14 protein-coding genes, 2 rRNA genes and 1 riboswitch are annotated in these 19,339 nt (G+C 50.6%); of the genes, 2 read left to right on the forward strand and 14 right to left on the reverse strand.

Going from position 1 to position 19,339, the window contains the following annotated elements:
* Nucleotides 1-490: 490 nt before the first annotated feature.
* The 12 genes from clpC to HFP08_RS28355 all read right to left on the reverse strand — a co-directional run bounded on the left by clpC (nucleotide 491) and on the right by HFP08_RS28355 (nucleotide 13,240).
* On the reverse strand, nucleotides 491-2,962 hold the full coding sequence (gene clpC / locus HFP08_RS28300; protein WP_168123988.1) for an ATP-dependent protease ATP-binding subunit ClpC: 2,472 nt from the start codon (nucleotides 2,960-2,962) through the stop codon (nucleotides 491-493).
* Nucleotides 2,959-4,002, reverse strand: coding sequence for a protein-arginine kinase McsB (gene mcsB, locus HFP08_RS28305; RefSeq protein WP_481856631.1), 1,044 nt, complete (start codon nucleotides 4,000-4,002; stop codon nucleotides 2,959-2,961). Before mcsB ends, clpC begins: the two co-directional genes overlap by 4 nt.
* A gap of 222 nt (nucleotides 4,003-4,224) precedes the next feature.
* Nucleotides 4,225-4,746, reverse strand: a complete 522-nt coding sequence (gene mcsA / locus HFP08_RS28310) for a protein-arginine kinase activator protein McsA (protein ID WP_168123990.1) — start codon at nucleotides 4,744-4,746, stop codon at nucleotides 4,225-4,227.
* A 21-nt stretch (nucleotides 4,747-4,767) separates the two neighbouring features.
* Complete coding sequence (locus tag HFP08_RS28315) at nucleotides 4,768-5,226, reverse strand: CtsR family transcriptional regulator (protein ID WP_168123991.1); 459 nt, start codon at nucleotides 5,224-5,226, stop codon at nucleotides 4,768-4,770.
* 275 nt (nucleotides 5,227-5,501) lie between these two features.
* Nucleotides 5,502-6,908: a sensor histidine kinase gene (locus HFP08_RS28320; RefSeq protein ID WP_168123992.1), complete on the reverse strand. Its 1,407-nt coding sequence runs from the start codon at nucleotides 6,906-6,908 to the stop codon at nucleotides 5,502-5,504.
* A complete protein-coding gene (locus tag HFP08_RS28325) occupies nucleotides 6,905-7,582 on the reverse strand; it encodes a response regulator transcription factor (protein WP_168123993.1) in 678 nt (225 codons plus the stop codon). The genes HFP08_RS28320 and HFP08_RS28325 overlap by 4 nt, the downstream gene beginning before the upstream one ends.
* Before the next feature lie 56 nt (nucleotides 7,583-7,638).
* A complete protein-coding gene (locus HFP08_RS28330; RefSeq protein WP_168123994.1) occupies nucleotides 7,639-8,616 on the reverse strand; it encodes a FecCD family ABC transporter permease in 978 nt (325 codons plus the stop codon).
* Between the two features lie 13 nt (nucleotides 8,617-8,629).
* Nucleotides 8,630-9,577, reverse strand: a complete 948-nt coding sequence (gene isdE, locus HFP08_RS28335) for a heme ABC transporter substrate-binding protein IsdE (RefSeq protein ID WP_481856632.1) — start codon at nucleotides 9,575-9,577, stop codon at nucleotides 8,630-8,632.
* Between the two features lie 22 nt (nucleotides 9,578-9,599).
* The gene (locus HFP08_RS28340; RefSeq protein ID WP_168123996.1) at nucleotides 9,600-10,709 is read right to left on the reverse strand and encodes an NEAT domain-containing protein; all 1,110 of its coding nucleotides are present in this window, start codon (nucleotides 10,707-10,709) and stop codon (nucleotides 9,600-9,602) included.
* A 177-nt stretch (nucleotides 10,710-10,886) separates the two neighbouring features.
* On the reverse strand, nucleotides 10,887-11,231 hold the full coding sequence (isdG, locus tag HFP08_RS28345) for a heme oxygenase (RefSeq protein WP_168123997.1): 345 nt from the start codon (nucleotides 11,229-11,231) through the stop codon (nucleotides 10,887-10,889).
* A 63-nt stretch (nucleotides 11,232-11,294) separates the two neighbouring features.
* Nucleotides 11,295-12,293 (reverse strand): FecCD family ABC transporter permease, encoded by a 999-nt coding sequence (locus HFP08_RS28350; RefSeq protein ID WP_168123998.1) that lies wholly within the window; start codon nucleotides 12,291-12,293, stop codon nucleotides 11,295-11,297.
* Nucleotides 12,290-13,240, reverse strand: a complete 951-nt coding sequence (locus HFP08_RS28355) for an ABC transporter substrate-binding protein (protein WP_240941932.1) — start codon at nucleotides 13,238-13,240, stop codon at nucleotides 12,290-12,292. The genes HFP08_RS28350 and HFP08_RS28355 overlap by 4 nt, the downstream gene beginning before the upstream one ends.
* Before the next feature lie 496 nt (nucleotides 13,241-13,736).
* Here HFP08_RS28355 and HFP08_RS28360 point away from each other — a divergent pair, with 496 nt between their 5' ends.
* Both HFP08_RS28360 and HFP08_RS28365 read left to right on the forward strand, forming a co-directional pair.
* A complete protein-coding gene (locus HFP08_RS28360) occupies nucleotides 13,737-14,111 on the forward strand; it encodes a hypothetical protein (protein ID WP_168124000.1) in 375 nt (124 codons plus the stop codon).
* 113 nt (nucleotides 14,112-14,224) lie between these two features.
* Nucleotides 14,225-17,734 carry an NEAT domain-containing protein gene (locus HFP08_RS28365; RefSeq protein ID WP_168124001.1) on the forward strand — a complete coding sequence of 1,170 codons (3,510 nt, stop codon included), beginning with the start codon at nucleotides 14,225-14,227 and terminating at the stop codon, nucleotides 17,732-17,734.
* A gap of 257 nt (nucleotides 17,735-17,991) precedes the next feature.
* Nucleotides 17,992-18,079: riboswitch (cyclic di-GMP riboswitch) on the reverse strand.
* An 860-nt stretch (nucleotides 18,080-18,939) separates the two neighbouring features.
* Here the strand turns inward: HFP08_RS28365 and rrf are convergent.
* Nucleotides 18,940-19,056, reverse strand: a 5S ribosomal RNA gene (gene rrf, locus HFP08_RS28370).
* A 130-nt stretch (nucleotides 19,057-19,186) separates the two neighbouring features.
* Nucleotides 19,187-19,339: ribosomal RNA gene (locus tag HFP08_RS28375) — 23S ribosomal RNA — on the reverse strand; the annotation flags it as partial.

Genomic DNA, 19,339 nt, shown 5'->3' on the forward strand with positions numbered 1-19,339 from the left:
TGTCACAGGGCTTCAACCTTAGGATCTCTCCACCAGTTGCCTGTCAGCTACGAGGCGACTTGGCTCTTACCTCGACCGGACTTTCACCGGCTAGTTGTGCCTAGCTTGGCTAGGCGCGCATTATAAGAAAAACGCCTAACGGTGTCCTTGGAAAACAGCAACCTGCTCTAACAGACTTTTGGAAGGCTGCCGATTCATTGTGGATCCGTAAGCGCGTGGCCATTGAACCAAGACGTGCAGCGTAACGGACACAAATGACCGTAAGAAGCCGTAATCACGCCTAACGGGAATTTTAACGGTCGCGGATGTCCTTTAAAACCAGCTAGAGGGCCTCGAAAATGTCCGTTACCGGCGGCGCAAGCGTTATTCCTATCGAAATTTTATAAATTCTGACGTCAAAAAAACCGCCAAATTATTTAATAATTTGGCGGGGTGGGGTTTCTTTACTTCTTTATTTATTTGTATCTCTTCCCTTTATGTCGAGCTGACATCAAGATTTGCTTGACGTCGATTCTTCCGGCGCAGGATCGGGCTTCTTCACCGTCTTCGCTACCACAAGCGCGCCGTCCTTCTCGTCGATCTCGAAGGTGTCGCCCTTCTGAATGAGGCCCATCAGCAGATCCTCGGACAAGCGATCCTCGATATGCTTCTGAATCGCTCTGCGAAGCGGTCTCGCGCCGTACTGCGGATCGTAGCCTTCCTTCGCAAGGAACGCCTTGGCCGCATCCGTGAGCGTGAAGTCCACCTCTTGCTCGCGCAGACGCTTGCGAAGCTCGTCGGACATCAGCGTCACAATCTGAGCGATATGCTCCTCGCCCAGCGAATGGAACACAATCGTCTCATCGATCCGGTTCAAGAACTCCGGACGGAAGCTCTTCTTGAGCTCAGCCATTACCTTATCCTTCATCACATTAAATTCGCGGCCGGCGTCTTGAACCGCTGTGAAGCCAAGCGTCGTATTCTTCTTGATCTGATCGGCTCCCACATTGGATGTCATAATGATCAGCGTGTTGCGGAAATCGACCACGCGGCCCTTGGAGTCCGTCAATCTGCCGTCTTCAAGCACTTGAAGAAGGATGTTGAACACTTCCGGATGCGCCTTCTCGATTTCGTCGAGCAGCACGACCGAATACGGCTTGCGGCGAACCTTCTCTGTCAGCTGACCGCCTTCCTCGTAGCCGACATAGCCCGGAGGCGCTCCGACCAGACGAGAAGTCGAATGCTTCTCCATATATTCCGACATATCGATGCGGATAACGGCATTCTCGTCGCCGAACATCGATTCGGCGAGCGCTCTTGCAAGCTCCGTCTTGCCGACCCCGGTCGGGCCGAGGAAGATGAAGGAGCCGATAGGACGCTTCGGATCCTTAAGACCCGCTCTGGCGCGTCTGATGGCGCGGGAAACGGATTTCACCGCTTCCTCCTGACCGATGACGCGGTCATGAAGAATGGATTCCATCTTCATGAGACGCTCAGTCTCCTCTTCCGCCAGCTTGCTGACCGGAATGCCGGTCCAGCTTGCCACGACCTGAGCGATATCCTCAGGCGTTACTTCTGAATCGGTGCGGCCTTGCTTTTCCTTCCACTGATTCTTCGTCACATCGAGCTCTTCGCGAATCTTCTGCTCCGTATCGCGAAGCGCCGCGGCTTTCTCGAATTCCTGGCTTTGAACAGCCGCATCCTTCTCCTTGCGGATATCCTCGAGACGGTTCTCGAGCTGCTTCAAGTTTGGCGGTACGGTGTAGGAATTCAGCCTAACCTTCGAGCTCGCCTCGTCAATCAGGTCGATCGCTTTATCCGGCAGGAAACGATCCGTAATATAACGATCCGACAGCTTCACCGCTTGCACGATGGATTCATCGGTAATTTTCACCCGGTGATGCGCCTCGTAACGATCGCGCAAACCATGCAGGATTTGAATCGCTTCCTCCACCGAAGGCTGATCAACCGTAATCGGCTGGAAGCGGCGCTCCAGCGCGGCATCCTTCTCAATATATTTGCGATATTCATCCAGCGTCGTCGCTCCGATGCATTGCAGCTCGCCGCGGGCAAGCGCCGGCTTCAGGATGTTGGAGGCGTCAATCGCGCCTTCCGCTCCGCCTGCTCCGATAAGCGTATGAAGCTCGTCAATGAACAGAATGATGTTGCCGGCCTGACGAATTTCATCCATGATTTTCTTCAAGCGATCCTCGAATTCGCCCCGATATTTCGTTCCTGCGACAACCGACCCCATATCGAGCGTCATGACGCGCTTGTCGCGCAGCGTCTCCGGAATTTCATTATTGATGATCTTCTGCGCAAGTCCTTCCGCAATCGCCGTCTTGCCGACGCCTGGCTCCCCGATAAGAACCGGATTGTTCTTCGTCCGGCGGCTGAGCACTTGAATGACGCGCTCGATTTCCTTGCTCCGGCCGATGACCGGATCGAGATTGCCTTCCTTCGCGTAAGCGGTAAGATCCCTGGCGAGACCATCCAATGTCGGCGTGCTGACATTCGCCTGCGAGCCGTGATTGCTCGACACAGCCTCGCTGCTGCCAAGCAGCTGCAGCACTTGCTGACGCGCCTTGTTCAGCGAGATGCCCAGATTGTTAAGCACCCGAGCCGCAACGCCTTCGCCCTCGCGAATAAGGCCCAGCAGAATATGCTCTGTTCCGACATAAGTATGACCGAGCTTTCTCGCTTCATCCATCGACAGCTCGATAACCTTCTTCGCTCTCGGCGTGTAAGCAATATTATTCGGCTGTTCCTGCCCTCTGCCGATCAAGGCTTCCACCTCGTCCTGAATCTTCTCCAGACCGAGACCGAGTCCGATCAGCGCCTTCGCCGCAATGCCCTCTCCTTCCCGAATCAAGCCGAGCAGAATATGCTCCGTTCCAATATTGTTATGGCCGAGTCGCACGGCCTCCTCTTGAGCAAGTGCCAACACCTTCTGCGCGCGTTCCGTAAATCTTCCAAACATCATATTCCTGCACCCCCATGATCAAATTGACCGCTTAATTGCTTGCGAATGAGCTCTGCCCTGCGATAATCCCGCTGCTCCGGACTCATCTTCTCATCGAAGGTTTGTTGCAGAAAACCAGGCTGAGTCATTACAAGCAGCTCATTGAGCATCTGCGGCGTTACTTCCTCGAGCAATCCGAGATCGGCACCGAGCCGGATATCGGACAATCGCTGCGCAGCTTCCTTGGAGTCCATAATAACCGCATGGGACAGAATACCGTAAGATCGCCTTACCCGATCCTCGATCCGCATGCGCGACTCCTCCAGCAGCCGCTTCCGCGCCGAGCGCTCATGCTCGATAATTTGCTTCGCCACGCCATGCAAATTTTCAATGATCTCCGATTCAGATTGGCCAAGCGTAATCTGATTCGAGATTTGGAACAAATTTCCGAGCGCCTCGCTTCCTTCTCCATACAGGCCTCTTACCGTCAGTCCTACCTGCGTCACCGCCGTCAGAATGCGATTAATCTGCTGGGTCAGCACCAGAGCCGGCAAATGCATCATAATCGATGCGCGAATTCCCGTTCCCACATTCGTGGGACATGCCGTCAAATATCCGCGGTTCTCATCGAACGCATAGTCGGCCGCTTCTTCAAATGTATCGTCAATTCCGCTTGCGAGCGCCCATGCCTCGCCGATTTGAAAACCGGGATATAAACATTGAATGCGCAAATGGTCTTCTTCGTTAATCATAATGCTGACCGCTTCGTTCTCGCTTAGAATAACTGCGCCGGCTCGCGACTCGTTCGCAAGATTCGGACTGATCAAATGCTTTTCCACGAGCACCCGCTTATCCAACTCGCTAATATCGGAGAGCAGAACCGTCTCGAAGCTGCCGAAAGGCTCCAGCCTGCCGGCCAAGCTTACATCGGTAAGCTTGCCCAGCACCTCCGCCGACTGCTCATTGGTAGCCAGCATCGGAAACGGCTGGTGACGCAAATTTCGAGCAACGCGAACTCTGCTGGATATCACCACATCGGAATCCGGGCCTTCGCCCTTCATCCATTCGCTTAACGCATCCTGCGTATATCTTCGTTTCGTCAACGGATTCACCCCTTCCGTTATTAAATACGTGTTCAAAAAGTCCGGTTTTCAGCACCGAGAAGCTTGTATGAAGCTAGAAACTGAGTAACGGAAGTTTCGGCTGAGTGCAAGATTCGATGTCGAATAAACTTCTTGGCATGCTTCGTGATCAAAAGTGGACTTTTTGAACAACCTCTTTCATTACATCTCGCTGATTTTACGATCAAGCTCCCGGATTCGATCGCGAAGCTCCGCCGCATTCTCGAATTCCTCCTGCTCCACATAAGTCTGGAGCTCTCGTCTTAATCGTTCCACTTCGCGCTTGCATTTAATCTGATCGCCGGATCGTTTCGGGATCTTCCCTGTATGGGTCGTACTTCCATGTACCCGTTTCAGCAGAGGATCAAGCCGATTTCCGAACGTCTTATAGCAAGAGCTGCAGCCGAATCGGCCGATCTTGCTGAATTGCGCATAGGTTAAACCGCATTCCTCGCATTGCAGGGACGAATTCGCGATGCCGCTCGAGGCGTTGCCGCCTATAGCGTTAAAGTCGAGCAAGCCCGACAACAAGCTGTGGATGGAGAAGCTGTTCGGAGCGCCGGGTATGCCCTCGCCCTTCTCCCTTGCGCAAGCTTCGCAAATATGAAATTCCGTCTTCTCGCCGTTAATAATTTTCGTGAAATGAAGAGTAGCCGGCTTCTTGCCGCATTCTTGGCAAAACAACTCTGGTCCCTCCCTGTCGTCTTATTTGACCAGCAGTGAAATGAGCATCGATGTCAGTATTCTGGCGCGCATCTCGTCCCGATAGGGAAGCTTCAGAGCGATCGTATCGCGATGAATCGCGGCCTGCAGCAAATTTGCTTCGCGCTTCGTTAAGAGACCGCCTTCGCCAAGCTGATAGATCAAGCCTTCAGCCGTGCTCTGGTCCACGCTTTGGCCAATCGTTTGCTCAATGTGATACTGAATCATCTTCAGCGCCGGAAGATCTACGCGCTGTATGCGAATATAGCCTCCGCCTCCGCGCTTGCTTTCAACCATGTATCCTTTCTCCAGCGTAAATCTGGTGCTGATTACATAATTGATCTGGGATGGCACACAGGAGAATTTATCCGCTAGATCATTGCGTCTAATCTCGACAACGCCTTCGCTTTCATCCAGCATCTGCTTCAAATGCTGTTCAATGAGATCGGAAATATTAAGCAAACCGCCAACCTCCCTGAAATTGAACAGATTGAAATGAAATAAGTGTTGACTTTGACTTTCTTTGACTTTAACTTCATTATACAAAAATTTCATCAAACGTCAAGCGGTAATCTTTAAATTTTCTGAACATTGCAATAAATCTTCAATTCCTCTGCATTGCTGCTGTGTTGCTCTCATATGCACACTCTGGAGTGGGAGGCGTATAGCATTAGCTTACCCCTATTGACGCACTTGCAAAACAAATTCATTCCAGATACACGCTTGTTAATCGATGGCTAAATTTCTTTTCCGTTGCTCGAATGCCCGGAGGGTATTCGCACCGTGAATGATGTCCCCTTGCCTTGCTTGCTGACAACATGTATCGAGCCCTCATGCATATGCACGATTCGCTTGACAATGGACAAGCCCAAGCCCGTGCTCCCCGTTCTGCGTTCACGAGCTGCGTCCCCCCGATAGAAACGATCATAGATGTAAGGAAGCTGTTCCTCGGGTATGCCCTCACCCGTGTCTCGAATGCTGATTACGCTGCAGTCTTCTTCCTGCATTCCTTCAATAATTATGGAGCGGCCGCTTGGGATATGCTTCACCGCATTCGATAACAAATTCGACCATACCTGCATGAGCAGCACCTCGTCGCCGGCAACGGTCAACTGATCCTGCACAATAATTCTCACTGCAATATCCTTCTCCGCCAACTGCCATTCGAGCGTCTGCAAAGCCTGCCTCAGCTGCTGCCGCACAGGGATGCTTCGCTTCCCGGACAGGCGGCCATCATGCTCTAGCGTCGACAAGAGCAATAATTGACGACTTAAGGCGGCAAGATGTCTTGTCTCCTGCCCGATAATCGCCGCATAACGCATGCGCTCCTTCCATGGCAGCTCTTCCTGAAGCAAGGAATCCGCATAGCCTTGAATCGAGGTTAGAGGAGACTGAATCTCATGAGACACATTCGCCACGAATTCCTTCTTGGCTCGATCCGTCCGCTCAAGCGCCGCGCCCATTTTCTGAAATTGAACAGCCAACTGACCGATTTCGTCCTTCCGTTTCGTTGGCAGCTGCAAGGAATATTGCCCCTGGGCAACACGCTTCGCCGCCTCCATCAAGCGAACAATAGGCTGGACGATATATCGTACGCTGAACAGAAAATAGGGGATGCAAAACAAGAGGCTGAGCACGAACATGAGTTGGAAGAAGATCCGAAGCTCATCGAAATAAATGCTGCTGTCGTGACGCAGAAAAAGAGCGTACCGCTCGGCACTCGCCTGAACCTGTACGCCTACCGTATTGCTGGTCAAATTATCGAAATAGCCGGTTGAGAAGGGATGATTCGGAAATTCGGCAATGCCGTGATACGTCTCTCCCCGCAAAACCCGCTCCTTCACGATGGAAGAAAGATCATTCTTCCCGAAATCCCTTCCATAGAACATCTCATTGCCCGCCTCGTCATACACGTAGACTTGATAACCAAGATAGGCGAGGCTGCCCAGGTAATCGCCCATTACATTCGGAAATTTCTCAATATGCATCTGAATCGTCTCGGCCGCGAGGAACAGCTTGGCATCATTATGAGACTTCAAATGCCAGTGATAATACAGCGTTGCCGCATAATAGCCGAGCATTCCGCTGATCGCGATCGTATATAGAATAATAATAAGCACGCGTATGTACAGCGAAGCTTTCATCGGGAGGACACCTCGATTTTGTAGCCTATACCTCTGATCGTATGAATGGAGAAGCCTCTATCCTGGAAAGAAAAGCGTTTGCGAAGTCGCTTGATATGCACATCCACCGTTCGCTCGTCTCCATTGTAATCCGTCCCCCATATAATGCGGATCAGTTCGTCTCTCGTAAACACCCTGCCCGGATACTCGGCAAGCTGAGCGAGAAGCTCAAATTCCTTCAGCGGCAGCAACAGCACCTCGTCTCCGTCCGTAACTTCATAATTTTTGCGGTCGATGACGAGCTCGTTCAATCTGATCTTATCGCTGGATGCGAAAGAATAACGGCGAAACAATGCTTTGACGCGGAACAAAATTTCGGACAGCTCGAATGGCTTGGTCACATAATCATCCGTCCCGCTCAAATAGCCCTTCTCCTTGTCGCTGAGCTGATCGCATGCCGTGAGCAGCAGAATCGGGATATCATAATTCCTTCGGGTATATTCGACTAAGGCATATCCGTCCATCTCGGGCATCATGACATCATAAATAGCGAGATCGATTCCTTGCTTAGCGAGCACATTCATCGCTTCATGTCCATTCTGAGCCTCCAGCACGCGAAAGCCTTCCCTGGTCATGTAATGCCCCAGCAAGGAACGCGTATTGGAATCATCGTCTGTAATCAGCACCTGCTTCAACTCGCCTCATTCTCCTCTCTCGCCAAGCTGAAGCGCCTGCATCGCGCACAATCCCGTCAAGCGCCCAGCTTGTCGTTTCTTCTGAGCATCATAATAAGAAAAGGTCCGCCGATCACCGTCATGATAATGGAAGCGGGAATTTCCGTCGGCGCCAGCACCGTTCGTCCAATCGTATCCGCAAGCAGAATGAGCAGCGCCCCTCCGAGAGCCGAGAAGGGGAGCAGCAGCTTGTAATTCGTACCGACGAGCATTCTGCCCACATGGGGCACAAGCAGGCCGGCGAACATAATCAAACCGCCAATCGCCGTCGCGACGGATGCGAGCAGAACGGCAACCGCGGATATCGCCAGTCGCGCCTGAACCACCTTCAAACCGAGATTGCGAGCCGTTTCATCCTCGAAGGCGAGCATATTGCACCATACGCCCAGCAGCAGAGCCAATGCAAGTCCCGCTCCGCCGAATAAGGCCAGGATGTACACATCCTCCCAGGTCTTCATCGTGAAGATAGAGGATATCGCCTGATTAACGCTGGTAACCGCGTAGCTGCCGCGATAATTGTAGAGCTGCCCGAGACCGGTGAAGACCGCATTTACCGCAATCCCGACCAAGAGCAGCCGAAGCGGATTCAGCCTTACTCGCCAGGATAACGAATAAACGAGATAACAGGCAAATGCACCCCCGATTACGGAGAACAGCGGCGACCAGAAGTAGAGCATTGGGAAAACGGTCACGACCGTAATCGACACGAATCCCGCTCCGGCGGAAATACCGATAATGCCAGGCTCCGCCAAAGGATTCTTGATTACCGCCTGCAGCAGCGCTCCGGCGACAGCCAGCGCCGCGCCTGACAGCATGGAAACGAGAATGCGCGGGAAGCGCAAATCTTTTATAATTTCCACCCGTTCATCCACGCCGTCCCATAAGCCCTGCGCCAGCTCCCAGGCTGTAACCTTGATGCTGCCTGTCATCGCGGAGAATACCGCTGTTCCAATTAATAGGAAAGCCGTAATGACAAATACACTCGTTTTCTTCATGCTTCACAGTCCTTCACGAAATGTCGGGATACAGCATGGGCAGCAGCGCTTTGAGTGATTCGCTGACAGCCAGATTGCCTGTCGTCCCGAATAACCTCTCTTCCAGATCATAGACCCTTCCCGTCTGAACAGCCTTGAAATGATGCCAGATATCATTCTTCCTGAACTCCTCGTCGAACATCTTCACAACCTCCTCCGGCATGCCGTGAGCCGCCCTCAAAATCACATCGGGGTTCGATTGGTGAAGATATTCCGTATTGGAGGCCAAATATTCAACCTTCTCGCCCTGCACGATATTAACGCCGCCCGCCAACCGAACCAAATCTCCGATATAGGAATGCTCCGTCGCGACCAAATAGCTGCCAGGCACGCCGAGCAGAATGAGAACCGTCGGCTTCTCCTTGCCCGCCGTCGCTTGCTGAAGCTCCTTCAGCGCTTGCTCATATTCCTCCACAAGCTGCTTGGCCTGCTCTTGACGATCGAATTTCTCGCCGAGCTTCAATATTTCTTTCTGCATGCTCTCCAAGCTGGTTAAATCCAGAAATTCAGCGTTCACCTTCGCTTGCTTAAACACCGGCTCGAGCTCGTATTGCAAGGTTGTGACAGAGAGCACCTCGGTCGGCTGAAGCGACTTCACAAGCTCCATGTCCGGGCTCATCGGATTGCCGACCTTGACCGCTTGGTCATATCTTGCCGGAAGAGTCTTGACGCTCTTCGGCACGCCTACCAAATCAATGTCGAGCCGATCCATAATTTGCGTTACCGCAACGGTCGTCGACACAATCCTTTGATTTTCCGCCGGGACAGGTTCGCTTTCATTCGACGTCTCACTCGATGCCGCAACCGATGTTTCAGCTGAATGATTGGCGACTTCATTCCAATTCCCCTCGCCGCAGCCCGCCAGGATCGCTAATAATAGCCCGAGAGCGAACAGCTTTATCATTCTGTTCCTGAGTTTCATCATTTCTCTGCAATCTCCTCACTTATTCTGAAGGATTTTCCCTTCTTCTCTTCCAGATGAAAAAAGCTCCGACGATCAGAATGAGAGCAGCTATAATCGGCGTCCATACATTCATGCGACTAGAAGAATCTTCGCTTTGCGGCTTCCCCGCGTCCAGACCTGACGCGATCGTTTGAACAGCGGCGGCATCAGAGCCTTGCTTCGCCGTCTCGACAGCAGCATCACCTCGCTCTGTTGACGAGGTTGAAGCGCCCGTATTCGTCTTAGCCTGATTGTTTGGCTCTGACGATTCGGTTGATGGAGCAGCGCTGTTCGCGGACCGTTCATCCGTTCCGGAGGCTTCCGCCTGAGAGCGCCCGGCCGATGCGGCATCGATCGTCTTCGCGGAAGGTGATGCCGCTGTCGACGAAGGCTCCTCGCCCTCTTCGGATGTCGGCTTGTCGGTTGGCGCCGACGATGGGGCTGCTTCCAGCGCTTGACTCTTCGCTGTCGGAGCTTGACTCTCCGCGTTAGAAGCCGCGGCATCCGGAGTGGGGCGCGGCGCCTCTGTCTCTGTCGATGCCGGGGCCGACGATGTCGCCTGCGACGCGCCCAAGCTTGGGCTCGGCTGAACACTTGGCGCGGGACTTGACTGTGCAGTCGGAGATCCCGCTTCCCCTCCTTCGCCCGAACTCCCTTTGACGGCAGCAAAGCTGTCCAGATCGAACACGAGACGAATCGTGTAATCATGATCATAGTCGATATCCGGGACCGTGACATGAATTTTCGAAACGATTGGCTCTGCAATTGAAGCCTTGAATTCCACCAGCCTCGTATCCGCTTGCTTATTCGTTACAATGATCGACGTATCCCTATACCCGCTTCCCGCCGGCACCTTGAAAGCAGTCACCCATTTACTGTGATTAATCGTTAAGCGTATCGTTGCAATGCCTTTATCAATAATGACTGAAGCGGGCTTCTCCCAATAATCATTTGCCATCGACACCGAGTCATTCTCCGCTTGCAGAATCAAATAATCAGCCGAGTACTCGCCGTCCTGAGGCATCTTCGCCGCATAAGCAGAATCATGCCCCAATGAGACGCCCATCCAGAAGACCGCAATCGCGCAGCAGATCAACGCCTTCCATTTCATTTCATGCTCTTCCTTTCCATATAAAAATAGCTTTATGTTCACTTCATTTTATGATAATGATAATTATTATCAATTAATATGCTATCAATCATTTACCTATTATGTCAATACATCTCTGAAAAAAAGAGCTTCAAGAGATCATGGGAGATCTCTCAAAAGCCCTGAAGAAGAGGTCTGTTACACGCTTTGAACCTGCGCCGGTTCTTCTGCTCCTGAAAGAGGCTGACGAACAATCTTCACTTGATAGAAAGCAATCTTGTTCGAGATCATATAATCCGGCGTCTCACGATGAGAATGCGACTCTCTGAACGCTTCGCTTCGCGTCCATCCGTGGAAATCCTCCTTGCTCTCCCATCTGGTGCTGACCGTAACTTCATCATATTCCTTCGTATTCTCTGTCAGCATAACCTCCAGCCCAAGAAATCCCTTCATGCCCTCAACCTTGCCGATACGATTGAAACGTTCAATCAGCTTAACCCCGTTTCCCTTCGTAATTTGGGATACATTCGTAACAATAACCATTGATAATTCCTCCTTGGATTGTGATAACCGTTTTTCAGAACATTTTTTGAGTGTCACTCATTCCTATCTCGCCAACCTTCTTCGCTTCAGCAAAATAAGAAAGAACGGCGCCCCGATACATGCAAGCAGAATTCCAGCCGGCAGTTCAATGGGATCGAACCAGGTTCTCGCTGCTGTATCCGCAACGACCATCAGAACGGCCCCTCCAACCATGGCATACGGAAGCAAGAACCGCTGGTCCTCTCCAATCAGGAGACGAATCGCGTGGGGAACAATCAAGCCGACAAAGCCGACGAGTCCCGCAACGCTTACCGCCGCTCCCGCAAGCAGCGAGGCTAGCGATATGACAAGAAAGCGTTGACGCTCCACATGCTGGCCAAGCGCCGCCGCCGATTGATCGCCGAGCATCAAAAGATTAACCGTACGCGCCGCAAAAGGAACAAGCGCCAGCCCCACCGCCGCATAGGGCAGCATGAAGCCAAGATGCGGCCAACTTCTCCCGCTCAGCCCGCCGGACAACCAGGGAATGACATTCTGGATTCGATCGGGATTCAGCACCATAATCGCATTCATCACCCCGCCCAGCAAAGCATTAATTGCGATGCCTGCAAGCACAATCCTGACCGGCGAACTGCCGCTGTCCCAGGACAGCAGATAGATGAGGAGCGACGACAGCAACGCTCCCGCGAAAGCAAATCCAGGAAGTAGATATGCCATCTGAGGAAACAAAACAAGTGCGATGACAGCCGCTGCCCCGCCGCCGGCGGATACGCCTATTATGCCGGGATCGGCGAGCGGATTGCGCATCACCCCTTGCAATAACGCTCCGGAAGCTGCAAGACAAGCGCCTACAAGCAGACCGATAAGAACGCGCGGTATTCGGAGCTCCCATAGTATGGTGTCGTACGGCATTTCGCCTCGATGAAGCAAGCTCCGCCAAATATTCATCAAACCTATTGCGACAGAGCCGCTTCCCGTTCCATATAGCAGAGCAACTAGGAGCAAGGGAATGGATGCTAAAGCCAGAATACGCCTCCGCCTTTTTCGGACACTGATATTCATTCCTTGAGCAACTCCCCAAGCAGCTTCACCGCATCAATGACGCGAGTGCCCGGATTCGTGCCGAACAGAGCTGGCGGCAACACATGTATTTGTCCATTGCGAACAGCAGACAGGGAATTCCATGCAGGATTGCTTTCCATCTCCTTGGTGAAACCGTCCTTCACTTCATCCGAATCGGCATGCGTCATAATAAGCACGACATCGGGATCCGCCTCGACCACACGTTCTGTATTCAACTGCGCATATTGCGGGTAACTCTGCAGTCTGGGGAACTGGGCAGCCACATTCGTGCCGCCAGCCGTCTCGAGTAGATTACCGGCTAACGAATTAGGAAGAGCCGCAAGATAAGTGCCTGGCGCTCCGTATACAATTAATACCTTCTTCGCTTGCTGCGGGTATGCCGCTTTCACTTCGGCCAGTTCGGAATCAATCTTTGCGTTCCACTCCGCTGCCGCACCCTCCTTGCCCAGCAGTTCTCCGAAGAGCGCAATTTGCTTCTGGATATCAGCAATAGAATTAGCCTCCGTTAATATGATTTGTGTGCCGATGCCCTCAAGAGAAGCCGCATCTTTACTGTTAATCGGATAATTTCCGAGCACCACATCCGGATGCAGCATGGCGATTTTCTCCAGATCGACGGTATGCACGGAACCGACAACCGGCACATCCTTGGCAGCCTCAACAGTAAAACCTTCGTTTTCCTCCGGCCTGCCTGATAATTCTCCGCCAAGCGCATAGATAATGTCAGCCTCGCCATTGCCTAATGCTACGATGCGTTCTGGAATTTCTTTCAGCTTGATTTGACGATGAGCAGAATCCGTGATGATGATGCCGCTTCCGCTCCATTCCTCCTCGCTGACCGCTCCTTGGCAGCCTCCAAGCAAGATCGCGCTCAAAAATAATGCAACCGCAAGAGCGTTGCAGCATGGTCTGCGATGACTGATCACTCCCAATCTCCTTACCTCCAATTTTGTTCTTCCCCGACTTGCTTCAGCAAACTCATTGAGAGTCATTATCAATCACTTCTTATCGTGAAGTTTACTTCGGGATTGTGAACGGAGCATGAATTTCATATTACAGTTATCACAGCAGCAGCGGGCTGAGCCCCCACTTGAATTTGTAATGTAAAGTTCATGCTCCGTTCACATTCAATGCTTACAATTTGTCACGTAACATCCATTGGAGAATGGGTTGACGTTCATTTGCTGTGCACGGCAAATAAAGAGGCAGTTATTTTTTTTGATCATCAATTGAGAATGATAATCATTAACTGAGAAGGCCTCTGTCCACCGACTCTACCATTGCATGAAAGGAGGAAGCTTTGCTATTTGAATAAACAACATCAAGAGCATCCGGACTTATCACATAGTTGCTTTTGCGGCTCTGCCCGCCCAATCCAATGAGGCAAGATCAAATTTGAAGATTTGAAGGAGTGTTGTTGAAATGAAAACGATGAAGAAATCATTATCATTGACTGTACTTGTTATGGCTCTATTTATGGCGATGGCAGCATCTGTATTCGCCGCAACGCAAAGCTACGAATTCTATTATGACGGTGCCTATGATTCCCATTCGAGCTCCTTTATTGCAGGAGATGCCTCCATTGACAGCGGACAGGTGACCATTACCTTGACCGGCGACTACTTCCCCGAGCTTGAGGTCGGAAGCACGATCTACTATGGTTCCTATGATTCCGGCACCAATCTGACAACCTTCGTATTCCCGGGAAGCACCTCGGCCGACATTCCGTTATCCCTTCATGTCGTTGTCGGCGGGTTCCACAATACCTGGTATGATTTGACGCTGGTTTGGACATAGGCATTTGAGCCACAACAATAATGGAAAACGAAGGAAGCGGCAATGTCACATTGTCCGCTTCCTTTCCAAGTATACGAACACCCTCATTTATTGAAAAAAGGATAAAGGGAGTAATGACATTGACGGCTACGATTAATAGATTTTTTTCAATACTGATTGCGTTCGCACTATTATTCGCGAACCTGTATATGGGAGAGGTCTCTGCAGAGGCTGAGACCTCTACTGTTGTACCTGACGGTGAATATTCGATTCCATTCCGATACGTGAAGGATGGAACTTCAGAAACTTCGGCTGCGAATGCCTTCATGACAGCCAATACTGGAAAATTAATCATCGCAGACGGTCATGCCGTATTCGAGCATGAGATCAAGAAAAGCGATTTTTCCACCTTTGCCTACTTCGGCTCGCGTAATCCCGGCTCTGTTAAAGCGGTCATTACAGAGGCTGGCTCCGTCGAGTCCGTCACGGGCATCGAAGGATATACCGAAGCAAGCGTACGCGATGCGGAAGATCCCGATCATGTCATCATACAATTGCCTATCGAAGACGTATGGACAAAGCAAGACATACTGATGCATATTCATGACGAGGACAATATATATGGATTGCCGATCCTATATAATCACTGGTATAACGCACAGTTAGAGCTGTCGCTATCCGGCATTGATCTAACGCCTCCAGGAGAAGAGGAGGAAGAAGACAATTCTGCTGATACAGAAGTGACTCTTGAACAATTCCAGGAACGATTAACTGTCGGACATAGCGTATATGCGAGCACAAGCGAGGGAACGGGAGACGGATTCTATCCGGAAGGTTCCAGAACGACTCTCTATAATCAACTCCTGTTGGCAGAATCCATTGTCAACGATTCTCCTGACAATCCGAGCATTTTGTCGGCCGCTTATACCCTGCTTGATCAAGCGATTAAATCCTATGAAGCCAAGCTTATTGTTGTCGACAAATCTCGGCTCTCCCAATGGATAACGGTTGCGGAGCAATGGTTATTAACTGCAAAGGATGGCGGTGAAACGGAGAGCGGAGGTCCTGCCAAACCAAGTGAAGCCGCCATTTCCCATGGAGAGTATCCTGTGGACACCTCCACTCGTCCAATCTCAGGTCTGACCCAGAAGGTTCGGGCAAGTATCAATGATGCCCAAAGTATCGTGGACGATGCGAGCGCCTCCCAGACTGTTGTTAATGAGATGTACGATCAAATCCATTCTGCCTATGACTGGGTGGACATTGCGAAGCAGCAATTCGTCGCTTCCAATGTCGATATTCTCATTCTGGATTCCATAGGGCCCGATGCTCAAATCTCGGAATATGCGGACGAGATTAGTCCCACGGCCGTTATACTGCAGAAAAAATCAGCTCCTTACTATGAGGCCTATGCGAATATTACCTTCATCGACGATCCGAATGATGATCTGGAATTCGGCCCGCAGACCATCCAGCAAGTCAGCATTAACGCAACTACGGGCTCATTCGGGAATTACACCTCTAATAGAGCGGTTCCCGTTACTCTAAGCACGACAGACACGAACAAGGTCTACCAAACCTATATACGGTCAGGCAATCAAAACCACCTTCAAACCGATATGCTGTGGCAGGGATTGTGGAAGCTGAAATATCCGGCCGAGCTTCCCGCGCCTGTCGAGCCCGTAAGAGAAATTTACATTAGCTTTAACAAAGCTTATCTCGATGAGCTGAATGCGTTGGTTACGGAAGCGCAGAATGTATACGATCAAGCCGTAATTGGCTCAGAGGCCGGACAATATACAATGGAGTCCAAAGCATTGCTGCAAGCGGCCATTGCATCCGCATCCGAGACGGGAAATTGGCTGGCTGCTCCACGTCCTCAGATTCTGACTGCGACAACAGAGCTGCAAGAAGCAATAGATGCATTCGAGTATTCTGCCGGGCAGCCCTTCTATTTCACAATTGCCCATGCGACGAACGATGCTTTTTCGACTATGGAAAATTATTTTGTCAGACCAGCAATTATGAATCAAGAAACAGACGGCTCCTATCACATTACATTCATCTTGAAGGACAGCTCTACCGTTCCCGAGTTCAAAACAAAAGTAAACGATGAATACCTGGAAGCGGAAACGCTCAGTGAAGACACTTCATCCGATCAGAGAAGGGTGAGCTTTACAGTTAATGATCTTTCTGCCTTGCTGGATGCCAAGGTAAGAACCGTTGTGCCGTCACAAAACTATGATCGGACGCATGATATTCGATTGAATTTGAATAATGTAGATAACTCTGCGCTCTATGCTTTAATCAAGGAGGCTGGCAGCTTCCTGCAAGGCGCAGAGGAGGGTTCAGCAACTGGACAATATCCTGTTGGAAGCAAGGCAGCACTGCAAGAGGCATTAGCAGCAGCATCTCAAGAAGCTGTTCATACAGATGCCGCTGAAGAAGATTCCAATTCGGCCTTGCAAGCCCTTCAATCGGCATTCGATGCTTTCAAAGATGCTGTCATTGAAGGGGATTCTGGCACTCCGGGCAATGGAACGCCAGGTGTGTTAAATCCCGTTTACCCGGCGAACGGAAGCTATTATATCCCGTTCCAGGTACTGAAGGATGGTACGAACAGCGTCTCCATCATGGATGGATATCTATTCGGATCAGCGCTGGTTCAAGTGACGGGCAACACCAAGACCGTATCCTTCACGCTCAAGCAAAGCGCTGAGATTGTCGCTCTCACGTTGAATGGTTCCAGCGGTTCCGTTTCGAACAGCAATCCAGACGCCAATACACGAGTCGTTACCTACGCGCTGTCGTCGCTTTCTTCCAAAATTCCGGCGTGGGTGGATGTCAACTGGCCAGCGATCAATTATGTCCATAACTATAATATTCAGTTCTTATTCGACGAAAGCTCCGCTGTGTACGCGGGCTCCAGTCCAAGCGTTCCAGGAGGAAACGGCCAAGTCGGAGCTCCTCCGGGCTATGAATTAGGAGATGGAACAGGAACGGTAAATCCGGGAGACAATGTGGCGGGTGAAGAAACGGAGGAGGAGGCCGAGGAAGAAACGAACGAAGAGTCGCCGGAGCTTCCAGGTGATCTGCCTTCATTCTCTGATATTGTGAATCATTGGGCAAAGATCGATATCGAGAAAGCGATTAAGAGAGGAATCGTGACTGGCTATTCTGACGGCACCTTCCATCCGGACAACATTGTTACACGCGGTGAATTCGCAGTCATGATTAGTCGTGCGCTGAACCTGGAGGGCGAGGGTCGTGCAGCATTCAGTGACAATTCGCAAATACCTGATTGGGCCAAAGATTATATCGCAAGAGCAGTTGCAATCGGTCTTATGAGCGGCTTCGAGGATCAAACCTTCCGGGCAGCCGGACAACTAACGCGTGCACAGCTAGCCGTTATTATTGCTCGGGCAGCAAATTTATCGCATTCATCCACTTCGACCAGCGGTTTTGATGATCAGGGCGATATACCTGCTTGGGCGCAGCAAGAGGTTGCCGCTGCTGCTCAAGCCGGCCTAATCCAGGGGAAAGAGAATAATAGATTTGGCCCAAGCGATACAGCAACTCGTGCCGAGGCGCTTACTCTCATTATAAGACTCTTGGCATATATGGAGAAACTGAACGCTTCTTAGGAATAGCTTTTATTGCAGAAAGAAGACAGTGAGAGTCCTCACTGTCTTCTTATCATATATAAGCTTACTCTGCAGATCTGTAATTCCTCTCCGCTTGTTCCCCCTTTGCCCGATGTATTTCAGCGATATACGCTGAGTGCTCCTTCCCGAACACCTCCATATTTAATTCATAAATTCCATGGATGATTGATCATTCAAGAAGCTTGCCGCTATTCTTTTCACCTCCGTATCCAGAAAAAAAGAATACCAAACAAAGCTTGAGCGGCCCGGCTGTCATGGCATTATGCTGCGTTAGACCCGTGGCTTTGCGTCTTCGACTTTCGTGCGAATTTGCCTTTTTTCTGTTTTGCTTGGCACTATATGAATATTCTATGGTGAACACAAGTTCAAATTTCTGTCACAATTTATTTTATCAAATTTTATAAAAATACAATATAGAGCAAATTTACTTATCTTTCAGCAGGAATTTTGATCATTTAGCACTAACAGATGGCAAAATACATGAATTGTCAGGACTTTTCTCACAGATGATGAAGTTGCTTCCCTTGATGGACCTGCTTTTTCCTCGTACATTTCATGCTTTATGATGTTCCTGCTTATCTTGCTTATTCTGCTTCTCCAAATTGCTTTCATGGAAGGTTCGGACACTGCCTATGAAGGAAGCGGAACCTCTAGTAAGAAAAATACTTCCGAAAGACAATAGCTGCCAACCTTTTGTATCAATAAGCAGGATTTTCTCCTGTATATTTCTTCAATTGAGAGGAAATCTGCAGATATGCTGGAAATCCTCCATTACATTTCTTGAATTCATCGCTTTTTCTCGAGACTGCAGCTTATATACTGGAGATTTTCCACTTTAATTGCTGCTAGGAGATAGCTCAGACACATATAAGGGAGTTATTCCAGTATATCTATACATTACACATGTACACCCACCGTCCCCCTCTCTTCATTGGGCAATTAAGCGCAAAAAAGCCTGCTGCAGGTATCTGCAACAGGCTCTTCTCGCTTGGCGACGTCCATTCCGCACCGGCAACGAATCCGCTTCAAAGCTCTCTCTACGCCGGTCGGCGTCTGAACCTTCCCCTAAGGCCGGGCCTGCTTCTCCGATTGGCTTCGATCAAGGGTTCGGACACTCTCCCATCGGGAGAGGAACGTCTTCAAGCACAAAAAAAGCCTACCGTAATCTACGGTAGACTTTTTTTGCTTGGCGACGTCCTACTCTCCCAGGACCCTGCGGTCCAAGTACCATCGGCGCTGGAGGGCTTAACAGTCGTGTTCGGTATGGGAACGCGTGGTTCCCCTCCGCCATCACCACCAAACAGGTGTTTTTGCGGACGAGTTACTTACTGGATGACTCCAGCAAAAGACCCAACCATTGCTTTTCAAAGCGTGTTTGCGCCTTGAAAACTGGATACGAAAGTTGCTGTTACGCTTTAGCTTGTGTTGCTTTAGGATAAGCCCTCGACCGATTAGTATTCGTCAGCTCCACACGTTGCCGCGCTTCCACCCCGAACCTATCAACCTCGTCGTCTTCAAGGGGTCTTACATACTGGGAAATCTCATCTTGAGGGGGGCTTCACGCTTAGATGCTTTCAGCGCTTA

Origin of the sequence: Paenibacillus sp. HB172176 (assembly GCF_011947265.1) — a bacterium.
Lineage (GTDB): Bacteria > Bacillota > Bacilli > Paenibacillales > Paenibacillaceae > Pristimantibacillus.